Origin of the sequence: Bradyrhizobium sp. Rc2d, from assembly GCF_900099855.1 — a bacterium.
In the GTDB taxonomy this organism is placed as follows: domain Bacteria; phylum Pseudomonadota; class Alphaproteobacteria; order Rhizobiales; family Xanthobacteraceae; genus Bradyrhizobium.
This window is the reverse complement of the sequence record NZ_FNCU01000067.1, coordinates 1-19,801: the sequence shown is the minus strand read 5'-3', so window position 1 is coordinate 19,801 and position 19,801 is coordinate 1. Positions and strand designations below refer to the sequence as shown.

15 protein-coding genes are annotated in these 19,801 nt (G+C 65.4%); 10 read left to right on the top strand and 5 right to left on the bottom strand.

The window, feature by feature from the left end:
- Positions 1 to 126: 126 nt before the first annotated feature.
- The 6 genes from gyrB to BLV07_RS41820 all read left to right on the top strand — a co-directional run bounded on the left by gyrB (position 127) and on the right by BLV07_RS41820 (position 7,533).
- Entirely contained in the window at positions 127 to 2,562 is a 2,436-nt protein-coding gene (gene gyrB, locus BLV07_RS41845; RefSeq protein WP_091898211.1) for a DNA topoisomerase (ATP-hydrolyzing) subunit B, read from the top strand.
- A 264-nt stretch (positions 2,563 to 2,826) separates the two neighbouring features.
- Positions 2,827 to 3,294 carry an inner membrane protein YidI gene (gene yidI / locus BLV07_RS41840; protein WP_091898241.1) on the top strand — a complete coding sequence of 156 codons (468 nt, stop codon included), beginning with the start codon at positions 2,827 to 2,829 and terminating at the stop codon, positions 3,292 to 3,294.
- A gap of 124 nt (positions 3,295 to 3,418) precedes the next feature.
- The gene (gene murA, locus BLV07_RS41835; protein WP_091898209.1) at positions 3,419 to 4,714 is read left to right on the top strand and encodes a UDP-N-acetylglucosamine 1-carboxyvinyltransferase; all 1,296 of its coding nucleotides are present in this window, start codon (positions 3,419 to 3,421) and stop codon (positions 4,712 to 4,714) included.
- A gap of 292 nt (positions 4,715 to 5,006) precedes the next feature.
- A complete protein-coding gene (locus BLV07_RS41830) occupies positions 5,007 to 6,401 on the top strand; it encodes an MATE family efflux transporter (RefSeq protein WP_091898207.1) in 1,395 nt (464 codons plus the stop codon).
- Positions 6,398 to 6,886: a DUF2867 domain-containing protein gene (locus tag BLV07_RS41825; RefSeq protein WP_091898205.1), complete on the top strand. Its 489-nt coding sequence runs from the start codon at positions 6,398 to 6,400 to the stop codon at positions 6,884 to 6,886. Before BLV07_RS41830 ends, BLV07_RS41825 begins: the two co-directional genes overlap by 4 nt.
- Positions 6,883 to 7,533: a 2-hydroxychromene-2-carboxylate isomerase gene (locus BLV07_RS41820; protein ID WP_091898203.1), complete on the top strand. Its 651-nt coding sequence runs from the start codon at positions 6,883 to 6,885 to the stop codon at positions 7,531 to 7,533. The genes BLV07_RS41825 and BLV07_RS41820 overlap by 4 nt, the downstream gene beginning before the upstream one ends.
- Before the next feature lies 1 nt (position 7,534).
- On the opposite strand, the gene BLV07_RS41815 is transcribed toward BLV07_RS41820, so the two are convergent.
- Positions 7,535 to 8,650, bottom strand: coding sequence for an FUSC family protein (locus BLV07_RS41815; RefSeq protein ID WP_091898201.1), 1,116 nt, complete (start codon positions 8,648 to 8,650; stop codon positions 7,535 to 7,537).
- Between the two features lie 122 nt (positions 8,651 to 8,772).
- On the opposite strand from BLV07_RS41815, the gene BLV07_RS41810 reads away from it, so the two are divergent.
- The gene (locus BLV07_RS41810) at positions 8,773 to 10,143 is read left to right on the top strand and encodes an MmgE/PrpD family protein (protein WP_091898198.1); all 1,371 of its coding nucleotides are present in this window, start codon (positions 8,773 to 8,775) and stop codon (positions 10,141 to 10,143) included.
- A 467-nt stretch (positions 10,144 to 10,610) separates the two neighbouring features.
- Here the strand turns inward: BLV07_RS41810 and BLV07_RS41805 are convergent, their stop codons facing one another.
- Positions 10,611 to 12,035 carry a serine hydrolase domain-containing protein gene (locus BLV07_RS41805; protein ID WP_091898196.1) on the bottom strand — a complete coding sequence of 475 codons (1,425 nt, stop codon included), beginning with the start codon at positions 12,033 to 12,035 and terminating at the stop codon, positions 10,611 to 10,613.
- Between the two features lie 202 nt (positions 12,036 to 12,237).
- Positions 12,238 to 13,302 (bottom strand): AraC family transcriptional regulator, encoded by a 1,065-nt coding sequence (locus BLV07_RS41800; protein WP_091898193.1) that lies wholly within the window; start codon positions 13,300 to 13,302, stop codon positions 12,238 to 12,240.
- Between the two features lie 320 nt (positions 13,303 to 13,622).
- Between BLV07_RS41800 and BLV07_RS41795 the strand changes: the two genes are divergently transcribed.
- Complete coding sequence (locus tag BLV07_RS41795) at positions 13,623 to 14,540, top strand: pirin family protein (RefSeq protein WP_091898191.1); 918 nt, start codon at positions 13,623 to 13,625, stop codon at positions 14,538 to 14,540.
- A 63-nt stretch (positions 14,541 to 14,603) separates the two neighbouring features.
- A complete protein-coding gene (locus BLV07_RS41790) occupies positions 14,604 to 15,518 on the top strand; it encodes a phosphoribosylaminoimidazolesuccinocarboxamide synthase (RefSeq protein ID WP_091898189.1) in 915 nt (304 codons plus the stop codon).
- Positions 15,519 to 15,707: 189 nt separating this feature from the next.
- On the opposite strand, the gene BLV07_RS41785 is transcribed toward BLV07_RS41790, so the two are convergent.
- A complete protein-coding gene (locus BLV07_RS41785) occupies positions 15,708 to 17,198 on the bottom strand; it encodes an NAD-dependent succinate-semialdehyde dehydrogenase (protein ID WP_091898187.1) in 1,491 nt (496 codons plus the stop codon).
- 285 nt (positions 17,199 to 17,483) lie between these two features.
- Positions 17,484 to 17,804, bottom strand: a complete 321-nt coding sequence (locus BLV07_RS41780) for a hypothetical protein (protein WP_091898185.1) — start codon at positions 17,802 to 17,804, stop codon at positions 17,484 to 17,486.
- Between the two features lie 346 nt (positions 17,805 to 18,150).
- Here BLV07_RS41780 and BLV07_RS41775 point away from each other — a divergent pair, with 346 nt between their 5' ends.
- Positions 18,151 to 19,347 carry a serine hydrolase domain-containing protein gene (locus tag BLV07_RS41775; RefSeq protein ID WP_176946113.1) on the top strand — a complete coding sequence of 399 codons (1,197 nt, stop codon included), beginning with the start codon at positions 18,151 to 18,153 and terminating at the stop codon, positions 19,345 to 19,347.
- Positions 19,348 to 19,801 lie beyond the last annotated feature (454 nt).

Sequence of the window (19,801 nt, the reverse complement as noted above, 5' to 3'; positions counted from 1 at the left end):
CCTATCTTCCCAAAGGGTTGCGAGGAGATACTTTGCGCTAGGCGCAAACCCTCTTTCATGGCACAAATAGCCTGCAAATCAGCGCCTTTTGCGCCGCTGATTCGGGCGACATCTCAAAGGCCTCTCATGACTGAACCTGCTCGGCAGCCGCGTGCCGAAAACGAGCCCTCCAACGCGAGCGACTACGGCGCGGAATCGATCCGCGTGCTCAAGGGTCTCGATGCCGTCCGCAAGCGCCCGGGTATGTATATCGGCGACACCGACGACGGCTCGGGCCTGCACCACATGGTCTACGAGGTCGTCGACAACGCCATCGACGAAGCGCTCGCGGGCCACGCCACGCGCGTCGACGTCATCCTCAACGCCGACAATTCCGTCACGGTGCGCGATGACGGCCGCGGCATTCCCGTCGACATCCACAAGGGCGAAGGCATCTCCGCGGCCGAGGTCATCATGACCCAGCTCCATGCCGGCGGAAAATTCGACCAGAATTCCTACAAGGTCTCCGGCGGCCTGCACGGCGTCGGCGTCTCCGTCGTCAACGCGCTGTCCAGCAAGCTCGGCTTGCGGATCTGGCGCGACAACAAGGAGCACTACATCGAGTTCGCCCATGGCGATGCCGTGGCGCCGCTCAAGATCGTCGGCGATGCGCCGGGCAAGCGCGGCACCGAGGTGACGTTCCTGGCCTCGACCGAGACCTTCAAGAACATCGAATATGATTTCGCGACACTCGAGCATCGCCTGCGCGAGCTCGCCTTCCTCAATTCCGGCGTCAACATCATCCTCTCCGACACGCGCCACGCGGTCGAGAAGCGCGAGGAGATGCACTATTCCGGCGGTGTCGAGGAGTTCGTCAAATATCTCGACCGCAACAAGAAGGCGATCGTGCCGGCGCCGATCATGGTGCGCTCGGAAGCCAACGGCATCGGCGTCGAGGCCGCACTGTGGTGGAACGACAGCTACCACGAGAACGTGCTGTGCTTCACCAACAACATCCCGCAGCGTGACGGCGGCACCCATCTGGCCGGTTTCCGCGGCGCGCTGACGCGCCAGGTCAACGGCTATGCCGAGGCCAATGCGAAAAAGGAAAAGATCGCGCTGACCGGCGACGATTGCCGCGAAGGCCTCACCGCCGTGCTGTCGGTGAAGGTGCCGGATCCGAAGTTCTCGTCGCAGACGAAGGACAAGCTGGTGTCCTCGGAGGTGCGCCCCGTGGTCGAGAACGTCCTCAACGAGGCGCTCCAGGCCTGGTTCGAGGAACACCCGAGCGAAGCCAAGATGATCGTCGGCAAGGTGATCCAGGCCGCCGCCGCCCGCGAAGCCGCACGAAAGGCGCGCGAGCTGACGCGCAAGAGCCCGCTCTCGGTCTCCTCGCTTCCCGGCAAGCTCGCCGACTGCCAGGAAAAGGATCCGGCCAAATCCGAGCTCTTCATCGTCGAGGGTGACTCGGCAGGCGGCAGCGCCAAGCAGGGCCGCAACCGCGAATTCCAGGCGGTGCTGCCGCTGCGCGGCAAGATTCTCAATGTCGAACGCGTCCGCCCCGACAAGATGCTGTCGTCGGAGCAGATCGGCACGCTGATCACCGCGCTCGGCACCGGCATCAGCGACGACTTCTCGGTCGAGAAGCTGCGCTATCACAAGATCATCGTGATGACGGACGCCGACGTCGACGGCGCACACATCCGCACGCTGCTGCTCACCTTCTTCTACCGGCAGATGCGCGACATCATCGACGGCGGTTATCTCTACATCGCCCAGCCGCCGCTCTATAAGGTCTCCAGAGGCAAGTCCGAGCAATATCTGAAGGACGAGCGGGCGCTGGAGGATTATCTGATCGACGCCGGGCTCGACGATTGCGTGTTCGTTCCCGGGACCGGCGGCGACCGCACCGGCCGTGATCTGCGCTCGCTGGTCGACGACGCCCGCGTGGTTCGCAGCATCCTGCGCAATTTGCACAGCCGCTATAACCGCAAGGTCGTCGAGCAGGCCGCCATCACCGGCGTGCTGAACAAGTCGATCTACGGCAATCCCGAGAACGCGGCGGCCGCCGCGCAATACATCGCGAGCCGGCTGGACAACCAGGCCGAGGAGGTCGAGCGCGGCTGGGTCGGTCAATTCGTCGAGGGCCAGGGGTTCCTGTTCGAGCGCACCGTGCGCGGTGTCAAGGAAGCGGCTGTCATCGACGACGCGCTGCTCGGCTCGGCCGAGGCCCGCAAGCTCGACGAGTACACGACGAAGCTCCAGGACGTCTATGCCCGCTCCGGCAAGCTGCGGCGCAAGGACACCGAGCACGTGGTGCACGGTCCGGTCGATCTGTTCGAGGCGGTCACCGATTCCGGGCGCAAGGGCATCGCGCTGCAGCGCTACAAAGGTCTCGGCGAAATGAACCCGGAGCAGCTCTGGGAGACCACGCTCGACACCGAAGCGCGCTCGCTGCTCCAGGTGAAGGTCAAGGAGGTCGACGAGGCCGACGACATCTTCACCAAGCTGATGGGCGACGTGGTCGAGCCGCGCCGCGACTTCATTCAGGAACACTCGTTGAGCGCGACGATCGATATTTGATCGCCGGTGGTTTTGGGTTTGATCTGCTAGCCACGCACTCGCTGCACCTCTCCCGCTTGCGGGAGAGGTCGACGTGCTCGCAGAGCACGGCGGGTGAGGGCTCTCTCCTCTCAGGGACTGTCTCGATCGTGGAGACACCCTCTCCCCAGCGCACCCGACTCGTGGCAAGAGGACCTGTTCCGATTGCCCCCTGAACCTCACCTCCCGCCATCGCGACGAAGTGGCATGAACCCGCGGGCCATTCCGGCCGGGAAGCGCCACGACATGACCAGCTCCGCAGCGACCAGTTCCACTGTGCCCTCCCGTCGGCTCGGCATCATCGGCAGCATTGTCGGCGTGCTGGCGCTGATGGCCGCCGTGCTGCCGCGTTGGGTCGTGCCGATCGTGTTTCCGCCGCCGCCAGCGGAGCAGGTCATCGTCGACACCGGACATCGCATCAAGGACCGCGTGATGGCGCGGGTGAAGGGCGTCGAGTATCAGGCTCCCAGGATCGAAAAATCCGCGGCGCGAAGCTGGAGTGAAACTGCATCGGTCACCGCGATTTCGCTCGGCCTGCTCGGCATCCTGCTCTCGGTGCTCGCGCTCATCTTCCGGGAAGAGCGGCTCCTCGCCGCCGTGGCCGCCGCGATCGGCACCGGCGCCATCGCGATCGAAATTTCCTTCGTCATGATCGGCGCGCTGATCCTGATTGCCATCCTTTACGTGGTCGGAAATATCATCGGGTTGTTCTAGGGGCCGCCTGTCACAAGCTCCCGAGGGACGGGCTCGAGCCACGGCCATCACAATTGCTCCCGCGCTCAATTCTCTGTAGTTTCCGCCTCCGAAACAGCCCCACCAACAGGACAGCGAGAACCCCGTGGCGCCCATCCAATACATCGTCGAGGGCGGTCACCGGCTCTCGGGCTCGATCGAGCCGTCCGGCAACAAGAATTCGGCGCTGCCGATCATCGCGGCGGCCCTGCTCACCGAGCATCCGGTGACGCTTCAGAACGTGCCGCGGATCCGCGACACCGAGACGCTGGTCGAGCTGATCCGCTCGGTCGGCGCCGCGGCGGAGTGGACCGCGCGCAATACGCTGCGCATCCATGCCAAGAGCATCCGCGCCGCCGATCTCGACCCCGAGCTGTGCGTGCGCATCCGCGCCTCGATTCTGCTCGCGGGCCCCCTGCTCGCCCGCTGCGGCGAAGTGATGCTGCCGCCGCCCGGCGGCGACGTCATCGGCCGCCGACGGCTCGACACTCATGTGCTGGCGCTGGAGCAGCTGGGGGCCAAGGTCACTGCGACCGACCGGCTCGAATTCCGCGCGCCGAAGCTCGCCGGTGCGGACGTGTTCCTGGACGAGCCGAGCGTCACCGCGACCGAGAATGCGCTGGTCGCAGCTGTCGCCGCCGACGGTGTCACTTACCTGCGCAATGCTGCGTCCGAGCCGCATGTGCAGGATCTCGCCAATTTCCTGGTCGCGCTCGGCGCGAAGATCGAGGGCATCGGCACCAACACCATGATCGTGCACGGCCCGGCGACGCTGGGGGAAGCGACCTACTCCATTCAGCCCGACCATATCGAGGTCGGCTCGCTGATCGGCCTTGCCGCCGTGACGCGCTCGCCGTTACGCATCGTGCGCGCCGGCGTCGAGCACCTGCGCTCGATCCGCATGGGGTTCGAACGGCTCGGCATCGTCTGCCGCGTCGAGGGCGACGACCTCATCGTGCCCTCGAATCAGACGCTGAAGATTCAGGACGATTTCGGCGGCCACGTGCCGAAGCTGGAGGACCAGCCCTGGCCGGCCTTCCCGGCCGATTTGATGTCGATCGCGATTGTCACCGCCACGCAATGCGAGGGCGTGATCCTGATGTTCGAGAAGATGTTCGAATCGCGGATGTTCTTCGTCGACAAGCTGATCGCGATGGGCGCGCGCATCGTGCTGTGCGACCCGCATCGCGCCATCATCGCCGGCCCCAGCCGCCTGCGCGGCGCGCCGATGACCTCGCCCGACATCCGCGCCGGCATGGCGATGCTGCTCGCCGCGGTCTGCGCCGAGGGCACCTCGACCATCAACAACGCCGACCAGATCGAGCGCGGCTACGAGCGCATCGAGGAACGGCTGAACGCGCTGGGTGCGAAGATCAAGCGCGTGCCGGAACGGAAGGGCTGAGCTCTTCGCCTCTCCCCTTGCGGGAGAGGGCAAAAAAGCTACGCACCATCTCGTGCCTCGGACGCAGTATCGTAGGGTGGGCAAAGCGAAGCGTGCCCACCGCTTTCTGTTGCGATGTTGGATCGATGGTGGGCACGGCGCAAGCGCGCCTTTGCCCACCCTACGATTCCGAGCTAGCGGATAGAGACCCCTCACCCGTCTCGCCGCTATCGCGAGCCCCCTCTCCCGCAAGGGGAGAGGGAAAAAAGCACGGGCCATGTTTTCGACGTGTGGCTGTGCTAGGGGACCGGCCATGCTCGACACCGTCCAACGTCATGCGCAGCCGCAAGCCGGCGCGCCGTCAAACCATCTCGCCGGTGAATTCGCCGAGACGCTGCGGCTGGCCGTGCCGATGATGCTGACGCAGCTCGGGCAGATCGCGATGATCACGACCGATCTCGCGATGATCGGCCGGCTCGGCGAGGACGCGGTGGCCGCGGCGGCGCTAGCGCATACGGTCTATTTCGTCAGCTTCACCTTCGGGCTCGGATTGATGTCGGCGGTGTCGCCGCTCGCTGCGCAGGCCTTCGGCGCCGGCGACATCAGGCTGATCCGCCGTTCCTTGCGCGTCGGGTTGTGGGTCGCGCTGCTGATCTCGCTGCCGATGATGGCCTCGCCGCTCTATGGCGAGCAGATCCTGCTCGCGCTCGGACAGGCGCCGGATTCCGCCGCACTGGCCCAGCGCTATCTCAACGGACTGGCCTGGGGCATTGCGCCGGCACTCGGCTTCATCGCGCTGCGCAGCATGATGAGCGCGGTGAACCGGCCGCAGACACCGCTGTGGATCACGCTCGCCGCGATCCCTGCCAATGCCGCGCTGGTCTATGTTCTGATTCATGGCCTGTTCGGCCTGCCGAAGCTCGGCTTGTTCGGCGCGGGGCTTGCGACCACGCTGGTCAATCTCGGCACCTTCCTCGCCGCGCTCGCTATTGCCGCATGGCGAAAGCCGTTCGCGGACTATCACCCGCTCGCCCATCTCTGGCGGATCGACTGGCCCCTGATGCGCCAGCTCATCGCGATCGGCGCGCCGATCTCGTTCTCGCTGCTGATGGAATACGGCCTGTTCTCCTCGGCGGCGCTGCTGATGGGGCTGATCTCGACCACCGCGCTCGCCGCGCATCAGATCGCGCTCCAGGTCACGGCCGTGCTGTTCATGGTGCCGCTCGGCATCGGCATGGCCGCCACCGTGCGCGTCGGCCACGCCTTCGGCCGCAACGAGCCGGCCAGCGTCCGGCGCGCGGGGCTCGTTGCCGCCGTGCTCGGCATTGCGTTCGTCGCGGCCCTGACTGTCGCGATCATCCTCGGCCGCTATGAGCTGGGACGGCTGTTCTTCGGCAGCAGCGAGGCCAGCGCGCCGACCGTCGCGCTGACCGCGACACTTTTGCTGGTCGGCGCGACTTTCTTCATCGCCGATGCGCTCCAGACCATCATGGGCGGCGCCCTGCGCGGCATCAATGACACCCAGATGACGCTTGTGTTCGCAGCAACAGGCTATTGGTGCGTCGGCTTCCCGATCGCCTGGGTCCTCGCCTTCCACACCAGCCTCGGCGCGGTCGGCGTCTGGATCGGGCTGTCGATCGGATCGTTCGTTTATGCCGGCCTGTTGATCTTGCGCTTTGGCATGCTGACGCGCAAACTGGCGGGATGACAGGCTCGGTTCGCGAAGTCACACCCGATGTCGATGCCGGCGCTGTGCTATCAGGCGCGCAGTTCATCGATGCCTTTCGTGTAGAGGTCGGCGCGACGCAATTGAGCGCCCGCGAGGCCTGCACCCGAATGGTGCTGCACGGGCCGCGCTGGATCGATGCGCTGACGCGCTTGCGCAACATCCTGGTGAAACCCTTCGGACTGAAGACGTCAGGCGAAGGTGCTCCGGCTCCGTACGGGATGATCGGCCTGTTTCCAGTGCTGAGCGAAACGCCGGAGCAGCTCATCGCCGGGTTTGACGACTACCATCTCGATTTCCGCGTCGTGGTTGACGTCGCCGGCGACGGGGCGGACCAGCAGGTGACATTGACCACGTTGGTGCGGACCAACAATCTGCTCGGGCGTACCTACCTCACGCTGATCGTACCGTTCCACAAGCTCGTGGCCCGCAGCATGATGGGAGACATTGTGGAGCCGGCCCGATGACGCTGTCCGTCGATCTCTTCTACTCCTACCGCAGTCCCTTCAGCTATCTGGCCCTGCCCAAGACACTGAAGCTCGTCGCCGAGTATGACCTCGCGGTCAACCTGCGGCCGGTCTACCCGCTCGCGGTCCGCGTGCCCGGATTCTTCAAGAAGGCCAGCCCGAACTTCATTCGCTATGTGGTGCTCGACAGCACGCGCGTGGCGCAGCACGAGGGCATTCCGTTCCGCTTTCCGAGGCCCGATCCGATCGTGCAGGACAAGACGACGCTCGACGTTGCGGCGGAGCAGCCTTACATCCACCGCCTGACCCGGCTGGGCGCGATGGCGCAGCGCGAAGGACGCTCGCTCGAATTTACAGACGCGATCGCGCGCGTGCTATGGGACGGTTCGGTAGCGGGGTGGAACGAGGGCGATCATCTCGCGCGCGCGGCCGAGAAGGCCGGCTTCGATCTTGCCGCCATGGACGCCGCGATCACTGCCGATCCGAATCGCTATGAGCACGTGATCGCGGAGAACGAAAAGGACCACGCCGCCTCCGGCCATTGGGGCGCGCCGACCTTCGTGTTCGAGAACGAGCCGTTCTTCGGCCAGGACCGCATCGACCTCCTGGTCTGGCGCATGCGGAGCAAGGGACTGAAGCGGCGCTAGCTCACTCCGCCACCCGCGCGGGCTTGTCGCTTGCTGCCTCCGACCATTCGCCGACGACGCGGTCGAGGTCGCAGAGATTCTGGTGCATCTGCTCCAGCGAGAAGCCGAGGGCGAAGAAGCGCTCGGCGGTGTCGCTGGGCTGGCCGCGGATCAGACCATCGTGACGGACGGCGGCGACCGCCTCGGCGTAATGCTGGAGCGCGAGGTGGACCGGATGGATCGGCGGTGCGCCAGCGCCTTCGCGCAACGCGGCAGCGGCCGAACGCAGGAAGCGGGCGATCACGGTCGAGACTTCCATTAACGGACCTGCGAGCCGCGTCTGCACGTCGGCCGGCAGCGGCACCACGGTGGCGCGGCCGATCATCACGACGTCATGCCGCAACCGCAGGATGGTTCGCAGCAAGGGACCGGTATCCGGCCCGCTCGACAGCCGCGCGGCGCGCTCGCGTTCGGCTTCGGCGCCAATCGCGTTGAGGCTGACCATCGCAGTGCCGATGCCGTCCTGGATCCGGTGCAGCGCATCGTTGTCGCGGCCGCGCGTGAGGCCCGCGAGCAGTTCGGTGAAAGCATCGGCGATCAGTTCGAGTAGTCTTGCTGCGCTGGCGCGGATCTGCCGCACCGCGCGCGAGGGCAGCACCAGGAAGGAGACGAGCAGGCCCGTGATGGCACCGACCGCGACCTCGCTGACGCGATCGATCGCCGAGGTCATGGGATCGGAGTGATGCATGGTCGGAACCAGGAGCACGATCACGGCGGTGACCGTCGCGGCGCTGAGGCTCGGATTGATCGCGGCGATGAAGGCGAGCGGGGCGACCGAGAGCACCAGAAGCCCCAACAGGCCCGCTTCACCGGAGTACGGGATCAGGATCGCGATGGCGCCGCCATAAATGGCGCCGCCGATGGTGCCGAGCATGTAGTCGCGCGTCGCCTTCAGCGAGCGGCCGACGCTCATCTGGGTCACGATCAGCGAGGTCAGCACCGCCCAGAGCGGCAAGAGCAGATGCAGCGCGGTGGCGATGGCATAGGCGGCTACCGCCGCCACGGTGACCCGGATCGCCAGCCCCAATTGCGTCCGTCGCGCCCTAATCCGGTCGAACAGCTCTCTTGCACGTGTCATAGTCAACGTCCCGGTCCGATCCTCTTGCGCCAGGCAAAAGCATGGCTGATGCCCGCCCCCGCAAGGCCGCTTGAAAGGCGAAATCAGCCCGCCTAACTTGCCGGCCAAAACGAGGAAACACGATGGCCCACGAAACCGCAACGCTCGCCGCCTATGTCTTCAATCTGAAATACTGGGATATTCCGGCGGAGGTGCTGGATCGCGCCAAAGTGCTGACGCTGGACTTCCTCGGCAGCGCCATCCGCGCCCGCAGCGAGGCGGAATCGACCCCGTCGATGCTGAAGACGCTGGAAGCGCTCGCGCTCGATGCCAAGGGCGAATCCACCGTGTTCGGCGATGCCAAGACCTGGACGCCGGCGGTGGCGGCCCTGCTCAACGGCGCGCTGGGACATTCGCTCGACTTCGACGACACGCACGCCGATTCCTCGCTGCATCCGAGCGCGCCGGTGGTACCGGCCGCCTTCGCGGTCGGCGAGATGGTCGGCGCGTCCGGCCGCGACGTGCTGACCGCGATCGTTGCGGGCTATGAGGTCTGCTGCCGGCTCGGCAATGCGCTCGACCCGACCTCACACTACGCGCGCGGTTTTCATCCGACCGCGACCGCCGGCACCTATGGCGCGGCCGCCGCCGCCGCAAAACTGTTCGGCCTCTCCGAGAAGCAGATCATCGCCGCCTTCGGCGTCTCCGGCAGCCAGGCCGCCGGATCGCTGCAATTTCTGGTCAACGGCGCCTGGAACAAGCGCTACCAGGTCGGCGCCGCCGCGATGAACGGCGTGATCGCCGCGACACTGGCGCGCAACGATTTCGTCGGCGCGACGGAATCGGTCGAGGGCAAGCACGGCCTGCTCGCCGGCTACACCGACGATGCGCATCCGGGCAAAGCGGTGGCCGAGCTCGGCAAGAGCTACGAGACGATGAAGATCGGCGTGAAGCCCTATCCGAGCTGCCGCTACACCCATGCGGCGATCGACGCGCTGATCGCGATGCGGCGCGAGCACAATCTGACGCCGGACCAGGTCAAGCGTGTCGAGATCGGCCTGCATCGCAACGGCATCACGCTCACCGGCGATGCCGCGACCAAGCGGCATCCGACCTCGATCGTCGGCGGCCAGTTCTCGATGTTCTTCACCGGCGCGCTCGCGCTCGACCAGGGCGCATTCGGCTGGGACGATTACAACCGCCTTGGCGATGCCGCCATCGACGCCCTCGCCGACAAGTTCGACGTGGTGCAGGACGATCGCCTCGAAATCGGCCGCACCCATCCGTTCGGCGCCCGCGTCAGCATCACGACGGACGATGGCGTGCATGAGCGGCTGTATGCCGATCCCTCGGGCGAGCCGAATTCGTTCCCTGACACGCAGGCGATGCAGCAGAAGTTTTTGACTCTGGCGCGGCCCGTGCTGAACGCACGCGCGGAGAAGTTTGCGGATGCTATCATGACGCTGGAGCAGTTCGACCGCGTGGCGAAGGCGACGGAGCTGGGGCGGCAATAGCTCGAGCGCGCATGCTCACCCTCCCCTGGAGGGCAGGGCTATCGCATATGGCGTGAATAATGCTTCGGCATCGGCAGTGGGCTCCCTCTCCCGCTTGCGGGGGAGGGCGGGGGTGGGGGTGCCTCCGCGTCGGGATTGTCGAGAATTGCGGAGGCGATCCCAGTGCGGTGAGAGCCCTCACCCGCCGCGCTCGGGACGATGCTTCGCATCGCCCGGGACGCGTCGGCCTCTCCCGCAAGCGGGAGAGGCGGAGCAAACTCGCGGGTGGTCCCCGCGAAATGCATATGCGATAGCCCTACCCTGGAGGGGGAGGGTCGCTTCGCATGAAGCAAAGCGCAATGCGAAGCGGGGTGGGGTGATCTCTCCACACAGGCACTGCTTCAAAGGATAGACCGTCACCCCACCCCGCTCGCGCTGCGCGCGATCGACCCTCCCCCTCCAGGGGGAGGGTAGAGCCGCCGCTGCTCTCAATCCGCCCCGGCCATCTTCCCCTTCTCGCGCGTTGCGGCCACCACATCGCGCACGAGGTCGAACACGCCATCCGCTTCCGGCGGCCAGTTCGGCGAGCGCCCCATGCGCACGATCACCAGCCGCTCGGACGGGATCACGATCGTGTACTGCCCGATCGTGCCCTTCGCGAAGAAGGCATCGCGCGGCCAGCCGTGCGCGATGCGAAACTTCGCGCCAAAGCTGTCGCCCTGGTTGGTCCAGAAGCCGGCACCGATGCCGACCCAGGCATTCGGCGTGGGCGAGGACGAATAGCTCACCCAGCCCTCGGGCAGGATGCGCTTGCCGCCGGCGATCCCGTCATTGAGATAGAGCTGGCCGAAGCGCGCCCAGTCCCGCGCCGATGCCAGCATCTCGCTCGAGCCCTCGATCGTGCCTGAAGCGTCGAGCTGGAGCGTGACATGGCGCATGCCGAGCGGGGCGAACAATTCGCGGCGCGCGAAGTGCAGTGCGTCTGCGGGATGTCCACTGGCCGCGTTGCGGATCAGATGCGAGAGCAGGATGGTATTGCCGTCGTGATAATTCCACGCGGTGCCCGGCGCGGTCGCGAGCGGCATGCTCGCGGCATAGGCGGCCATGTCATCTTCCACGAACTTCATGCGGTTCACCGGCTCGAAGGCGGAGCCGAGCGAGGCCTGCAACGAGCTGCCGAGTGCCAGCCCTGCGGTGTGGCGCAGCAATTGATCGACACTGATGGCATGGCGCGGGTCATCCGGATGCTTCCAGGCGGCGACCGGCGCGGGTCCGTCGAGCTTCAGCTTGCCCTGGCGCACCAGCACGCCTGTCAGCGCCGAGATCACCGATTTGGTCATGGAGAAGCCGAGCAGCGGCGTCTCCGGCCCGATGCCGTCGGCGTAGCGCTCGGCGATGACGCGGCCCGCCCTCATCACGACGATCGCACGGGTGCGGCGATAAGGCGGCTGTGCCGGCTCGTCAAAGGCGCGGTCGAGCGCGGCAGCAAGCTCGGGACTTTGCGGCGGCACGATCGCGGGGCCGGCGATCTCGGGCAGCAGCGCGGGCTGCCTGTCGTCCGGCGGCGGCATGACTTCGGCGAGCGGCTCGCCATGCGCGAGCGTGCAGCCGAGCCCCTCGCGATAGCCGGCATGGCTGCGGCCGAGGCCAAATAGTGTCACCGTAACGTCCTTGCGCACGCGGTCGACGCGATACTCCATCGCCCAGCTTATCAGGCCGGTGCCGGGCATCGCATCGTTGGTCTCGGTGAAGGTGCGCTGCGGATCGAGGCCGGAGACGAAGGTCTCGGAGCACAGGATGCCGGCGACGAAGCCGGTGGCGACCTTCGGCCCGTCGCCGGCGCGGGCTGCGCCGAGCGCGAGGCCGGCACCGGCGATGGTGGTGAGGAGGACGATCTTGCGGCGGCGGGTCACGGGCTGTCTCCGGCTTGGGGCGTGTGCCGAAGACGAAGCCGGAGGCGCGGGTAGACTGCTCGCCGGATTTGGAAAATGGCGTGGCTGGATTTGGCCGGGACTGATCGATTCTGAAATAACGCAACAGATCCAACAGCTTGGGAAAAGGCGGGTCTGTTGCACGCCCCCCTCGCCCCGCTTGCGGGGAGAGGCGAAGAGCCCATCACGCCGTGCTCGCTTTAAGCCGCCGATATTCCGTCGGGGTCACGCCGGTCACGGCCTTGAAGGCGCGGTTGAAGGGGCCGAGGGACTGGAAGCCGGCATCCATGGCGATGGTGATGACGGGGACTTCGGCCTGGGCGGGATCGGCGAGCGCGGCCTTGGCTTCCTCGATCCGGTGATTGTTCAGGAACACATTGAAGTTGCGATAGCCGAGGCGCTGGTTGATCAGCCGGCGCAGCCGGTATTCGGGAATTTTCAGCCGATTCGCCAGCGCGCCGATGGTGATGTTCTCCTGGCGATAGATCCGCTCGTCCGCCATCAGCCGCATCAGGGCATCGATGAGCTTCTGGTCGGCGGCGTCTTCTGCCGCCGGGACTTGGCTCAAAACCAGCGGCGGCGCGGCCTCCGCGGCCACCGGAAACAGGTCAGCACCATCGACGCGCATCATCGCATAGGCGATGGCCGCAATGATGCAGGCGAGCACGCCCGCATTGATCGTGTCGGCGATATCGCCAACCTCAATTCCGGTCACGACAATCTGGAGCAGCGCGTTCACCCCGCCATAGAGCGCGGCCGCACAGACGATGAAGACGCGAACGCGGCGGCGGCGCTCGACCAGATCGGCCGACCACGAATTGATCGTCTGCGCCACCGCGAGCGCAATGAAGCCGAGCACGATCGTATTCGCGATGGTGACGGCAAGCCGAACGTTTCCGTCCGGTGCGATCCAGAGACAGTTGACGAAGCTGAACGCGGTCACCAGTCCCCAGATCAATCCATGCCACCAGCGCAGACGAAACTCGTCGTCGAACGGCGCGCGTGTGAACAGCCAGAACACCACGATGTTGCCCGTCGACAATGCAATCAGCGGCGCATGCCAGGCCGGCACCAGCGACGACACGCCGACCGAATAGCTCGCAGCATGCGCGGCCGAGCCGATCGCGAAGCCAACGCCGAGCCGGGCTGCCAGCACGTGGCGGAAATCAGAGACGAGCGACGCCGCGAGGACCAACAGCAGAGCGACGCTGGCGGAGCGGAATGCGAGCTCGGTTGCGGCAAGGGTCATCGGCTGGTGCGATCGGGCGCGGTTGGAAGCAGCCGACCATCCTTCGTCGGGCGTATCTTTTCAAGGACCATCCTCACCCCAACTGTCATCGCCCGGCTTGACCGGGCGATCCAGTATTCCGAGACGACAGCGATTCAACCGATTGGCCGCAGCGTACTGGATTCCCCGCCTTCGCGGGGAATGACAGCGGTGGGTGAGGCGATGATAGTTCTGCACATGTGGCGCTATTGCGGTCCGCGACGTTGAGCCCAGGCTTTGTCGCGACGGCGCTGCAAATTCCTGCTAGTCTCGCGTCCAACAAAGCCAAAAGGAGCCTACCCATGAGCTGGCAACCCTCCAACGATCCCGTGCTCGGCGATCCCATGTCCTGCGATGCGCTCGATCTCGTCATCGTGCCGCGCACGCGCGATCTCGGGGACGGATTTGAGGTGCGGCGCGCATTGCCGCATGGCAAGCGGCAGATGGTCGGACCCTTCATCTTCTTCGACCATTTCGGACCGGTGCAGTTCGTCTCCGGCAAGGGCATGGACGTGCGGCCGCATCCGCATATCGGGCTTGCTACCGTCACCTATCTGTTCGACGGCGCGATCATGCATCGCGACAGCGAAGGCAACGTCCAGGAGATCGCGCCCGGCGCGATGAACCTCATGACCGCCGGGCGCGGCATCGCCCATTCCGAGCGCACGCCGGACGCGCAGCGCGCCTCCGGCCAGAAGATGCTGGGCTTGCAAAGCTGGATCGCGTTGCCGGCGGGATCCGAGGAGATCGCACCGTCGTTCCAGCATTATGCGGCAGGCGATTTGCCGATGATCTCCGAGCGCGATTTTACCGCGCGGGTGATCGCGGGCTCCTCGTTCGGCATCACCTCGCCAGTGTCGATGGTCTCGCCCTGGTTCTACACCGAGGTCACGGCGGCGGAAGGCGCGAGCGTGCCGCTCGATCCCGATCAGGAGGAACGTGCGATCTACCTGGTCGACGGCGAGGTCGAGATCGCGAACGAACGCTACGAAGGGCCGCGGCTGCTGATCTTCCGTCCGGGCGACCGCATCACCGTGAAGGCACTGAAAGCGACCCGGATGATGTTTCTCGGCGGCGATGCACTGGAGGGTCCGCGCCACATCTGGTGGAATTTCGTCTCCTCCAGCAAGGAGCGGATCGAGCAGGCCAAGCAGGACTGGAAAACCGGCCGCTTCGCGGCAGTTCCGCAGGAACATGAGTTCATTCCGCTGCCGGAATAGGCTAATCCGGTTTCCGGCCGCACTGTCAGCCGCGGCCGGATTTCTTGCGCGAAGGCTTTGCCGATGACCACCATGCTCTCCAGCGACCTGCCGCTCCCCAAAATCGGACGCGGCAAGGTGCGCGACATCTACGCCGTCGACGACGACCGCCTGCTGCTCGTCACCACCGACCGCATCAGCGCCTTCGACGTCGTGATGGGCGAGACCATCCCGATGAAGGGCGCGGTGCTGACTCAAATCAGTGCGTTCTGGTTCGACGAATTGGAAGGCGTGGTGCCGCATCACATGATCAGCGCCGACACCGACGCGATCATCGCGGCGGTGCCGGCCTTGACGCCCCACCGCGCCGAGATTCGCGGCCGCGCCATGCTGTGCAAGCGCACCACAGTGTTCCCGATCGAATGCGTGATCCGCGGCTATCTCTCGGGCTCGGCCTGGAAGGAATATGCCGCGAGCGGCACGCTGGCCGGCGAGAAGCTGAAGGCCGGCCTCGTCGAGAGCGAGAAGCTCGAGCCTGCCATCTTCAGCCCGGCAACCAAGGCCGAGAGCGGCCATGACGAGAACATCACCATCGCGAAGATGCGCGCGGTGGTCGGCGACGAGGTCGCCTATACGCTGGAGAGCATGACGCGCGCGATCTACACGCTCGGCGAGGAGCTGGCCCGCGAGCAGGGCATCATCATCGCCGACACCAAGTTCGAGTTCGGCCGCGACAAGGACGGCCGCATCATCCTGATCGACGAGGTGATGACCCCGGATTCCTCGCGCTTCTGGGCGGTCGATGCCTACAAGCCCGGCCAGCCGCAGGCGAGCTTCGACAAGCAACCCTTACGCGATTATCTCGACGTCGAGCGCCGCGCCGGCCGCTGGAACGGCGACGCCCCACCGCCGCCGCTGCCCGCCAGCGTTGTGGATGCAACCAGCAAGCGATATCTCGAAGCTTACAGGCGCGTGACGGGGAAAGAGCTGAAGATTTAGCTCCAGCTGTTGCACCTCGCTTCGTCATTGCGGGGAGCCCGCGACAAAATTGCGAAGCAATTTTGCGCTGGCGACGAAGCAATCCAGACTGCCTCTGCGGAACGATTCTGGATTGCTTCGCGCCTGTCATCGGGCCGCGCTTTGCGCGGACCCGGTGGCTCGCAATGACGCGGAGAGACTGATGCGCCCTCACACCCCTGCCATCATCACGTATTTGATCTCGACATATTCTTCCATGCCGTGATGCGAGCCTTCTCGCCCGAGGCCACTTTCCTTGACGCCGCCGAAGGGGGCGACTTCCGTGGTGATGAGGCCGGTGTTGACGCCGACCATGCCTGATTCCAGCGCTTCGGCGACGCGCCAGACGCGGCCGAGATCGCGGGAGTAGAAGTAGGAGGCAAGGCCGAACGGCGAGGCGTTGCACATCGCGATGACATCGGCTTCGTCCTTGAAGCGGATGACGGGCGCGAGCGGGCCGAAGGTTTCCTCCTGCGACACCAGCGAGTCCGGCTTGACGTCGGCCAGCACGGTCGGCTCGAAGAACGAGCGTCCGAGCTCGCTGCGCTTGCCGCCGGTCACGACCTTGGCGCCGCGCTTGATGGCGTCGGCGATGTGGCGCTCGACTTTGTCGACCGCCTTCATGTTGATCAGCGGACCCTGCGTGACGCCACTCTCGGTGCCGTCACCGATCTTCATCGCCGCGACCTTCTTCGATAGCTTCTGCACGAACTCGTCGTAGATGCCATCCTGGGCGTAGAGGCGGTTGGCGCAAACGCAGGTCTGGCCCATGTTGCGGTATTTCGAGACGATCGCGCCTTCGACCGCGGCATCGATGTCGGCGTCGTCGAACACCACGAACGGCGCGTTGCCGCCAAGCTCGAGGCCGAGCCGCTTCACGCCGACGGAAGCCTGCTGGTAGAGGATCTTGCCGACGGCGGTCGAGCCGGTGAAGCCGACGAAACGAACCGCCGGATGCTCGCACAGCACCTTGCCGATCGGCGGCGCGTCACCGGTGACGATGTTGAATACGCCCTTGGGCACGCCGGCCTTCTCGGCAAGGGCCGCGAGCACGAGCGCCGACAGCGGCGTTTCATTGGCGGGCTTCAGCACCACGGTGCAGCCGGCCGCCAGCGCCGGCGAGACTTTTCGCGTGATCATCGAGTTCGGGAAATTCCACGGCGTGATCGCGCCGCAGACGCCGATCGGCTGCTTGATCGCGAGCAGGCGCGCATCGCTCCGCTGCGTCGGGATGGTCTCGCCATAGACGCGCCTCGCCTCCTCCGCGAAGAACTCGACATAGGCGCCGCCGATGTCGACCTCGCCGAGCGCCTCGGTGAGCGGCTTGCCCTGCTCGGAGGTGAGGATCAGCGCGAGATCCTCGCGGTTGGCGACGATCAGCTCGAACCATTTGCGCAGGATATTGGAGCGCTGCTTGGCGGTGAGCTTGGCCCAGGCCGGGAACGCGCGCTCGGCGGCTTCCACGGCCCTGGTGGTATCGTCCGCGCCAAGCTGCGGAACCTTGGCGAGCTCGACGCCGGTCGCGGGATTATTGACGGCGAAGACCGGCGAGCCGACCCAGGCGCCGTCGATGTAGCAGGCTTCCCTCAACAGCGACGGGTCCTTCAACCGGTCGCGCAGATTGGACGAGGCTTGCGGGGCGCGGGCGGCAGTCGGGGTCATGGCGTTACTCCTCAGGGCGCGATCGGATCGGCCCGGAATATAGGGACAGACGGCGCGCAATGCACCGCCCCGCAACGCACATCTGCTGGGAGTTAAACTGAGGGCCGCAGGTCCCTTACCTCTCCCCAGCGGGGAGAGGTCGATTTGCTCCTGGCGATGCGAAGCATCGTCCAGTGCAAATCGGGTGAGGGGGCGCAGGACCACGAAAGAGCGTAACCCCTCACCCGCGCCTGCGGCGCGACCTCTCCCTATGGGAGAGGTTTGGCATCGCGATCGAGGAAGCAGCTACGCCGCGCCGCTCAGATAGGTCTCGCGACGGCCGATCATGCGCTCGGCGGCGGCCTTGGCGTCGGCCTTCGAGGAGGTCGCGCAGGTGCGGTATTCGAGATCGGGCACGTCCGAGGTGTCGCGCCGGCCGAACCAGGATTTTGAGCCGACCGGCAGCAGCGCGAGCGCCTGCGCCAGGTTGTCGACTGCGCCGAAGGAGTACAGCGCGCCGGTGCCGGCGATGCGAACCTCGTAAATGCCGGGCGAGATCGGCGCCTCCAAATTGTCGCCCCGTCCGGGACGGGGATAGCGCTTCCATTCACTCCAGGTCGAAATCATTTGAGGTCCCCTCGCGGCCGATCAGCAGCCGCCAATTTGCATCAAGTCTTAACGTCACTGGCCAATTGGCCGCGTGCTGAAGCGCCGCAACGCACAAAATGTTTCAAGTGAGTCAAACACGCGAAACATACCGCCAGCGCCCATTCATGGCCACGGCGAGATGCAGCCATCTACCGCAGGTTGTGAAAGGGTGTTGCAGTTCAGCTCTGTTGTCGTCCTGCGTGGAACGCCGACCGTCAAGTCACGACATCGCGACCGGCACAGGTACATGGATGCGCTTGCCGCGCCGAGCATGCGGGAGGACAATCAATCACTTCCAACAATAATCAAACCGGAGGAAACACGCATGCAAAGCCGAGCCCAGATCGACGAACTTCTGCGCCAGAAGAGCGACGCAAAGGAAATTCCCGGAGTCGTCGCCATCGCCGCCAGCGGTAAAGAAGTGCTGTATCAGGGTGCGTTCGGCAAGCGCGACCTGTCCAAGCCCGATGCGATGACCGCGGACAGCGTGTTCTGGATCGCCTCGATGACGAAGGCGGTGACATCAGCCGGCGCGATGCAGCTCGTCGAACAGGGCAAGCTGTCGCTGGATGCGCCGATCAGTGAGGTGCTGCCCGATCTCGCCACCCCGCAGGTGCTCGAAGGCTTCGATGCCAAAGGCGAGCCGAAGCTGCGGCCTGCGAAGGGGGCGATCACGCTGCGCCAGCTCATGACCCACACTGCCGGCTTTTGCTACAACATGTGGAACGGCGATCTCGCGGTGTATCTGGAGAAGACGGGGATCCCCGCCATCACCACCTGCCAGAATGCGGCGCTGAAGACGCCAATCATGACCGATCCCGGCACGCGCTGGGAATACGGCACCAATATCGATTTCGTCGGCAAGGCGGTGGAGGCCGTCAGCGGCAAGCGGCTCGATGCGTATTTGCGCGACAATCTATTCGCGCCGCTCGGCATGAGCGACACCGCTTTCAAGATCACCGATAGCATGCGCAAGCGTCTGGTCGGCATGCATGCGCGCGGCGAGGACGGCCAGCTCGCATCGATGCCGTTCGAGCTCGAGCAGGAGCCGGAATTCCACATGGGTGGCGGTGGCCTCTACTCGACCGCGGGCGACTACATCAAGTTCACCCAGATGATTCTCAACAAGGGCCGCGGCAACGGCAACCAGGTGCTGAAGGCGGAGACGGTCGCGACGATGGGACAGAACCACATCGGCGATCTCGCCATGGGCAAGATGACGACGGCGGCGCCGATGTACACCAACGACGTCGATCTCTATCCGGAGCAGGTAAAGAAGTGGGGGCTGAGCTTCCTCATCAACACCGCCAAGACCGCGGAAGGGCGCAGCGCGGGCAGTCTCGCCTGGGCGGGCCTCGCCAACACCTATTACTGGATCGACCCGTCGCGCGACGTCACCGGCGTGATCCTGATGCAGTTGTTGCCGTTCGCCGACGCAAAGTGTTTGGAGACGTTCGCGGGCTTCGAGCGCGGGGTTTATGCCGGGCTCGATGCTGCCGGGAGCGGGCAAAAGGCGGCTTAGAAGAGCACCGCTCTCACCACACGACGACTGTCATCCCCCGCGAAGGCGGGGGATCCAGTACGCCGCGGCCTCTCGGTTCAATCACTGCCGTCTCGGAATACTGGATCGCCCGCCTTCGCGGGCGATGACAGTTGAGAGTTTGGCGCGCACCTGAATCCACATCGTCATGTATGGACGGCCCCCTCTCGGCAAGGGCTTTTTGGTGCTTCAGCAAATGAATCGGGGAGCGGTCATGTATACGGCCTCGAGAAGCGGCCATTGACCGCGGGCCCTGATGGAGATCGCTGATCGAATTCCAATCATTGCGGCGCGCTGTGACGCGCGATGACGATGCGGAGTGTTTCGATCCCGGTTTCCAGACCATTTGCCATCACACCTTTAGTGCCCTTCCGATAGGCATGGAGCGCGAGCGCGGCGGCTGTTGCCCCTCAACTAGGCCGCAGCCGGCGCGCTC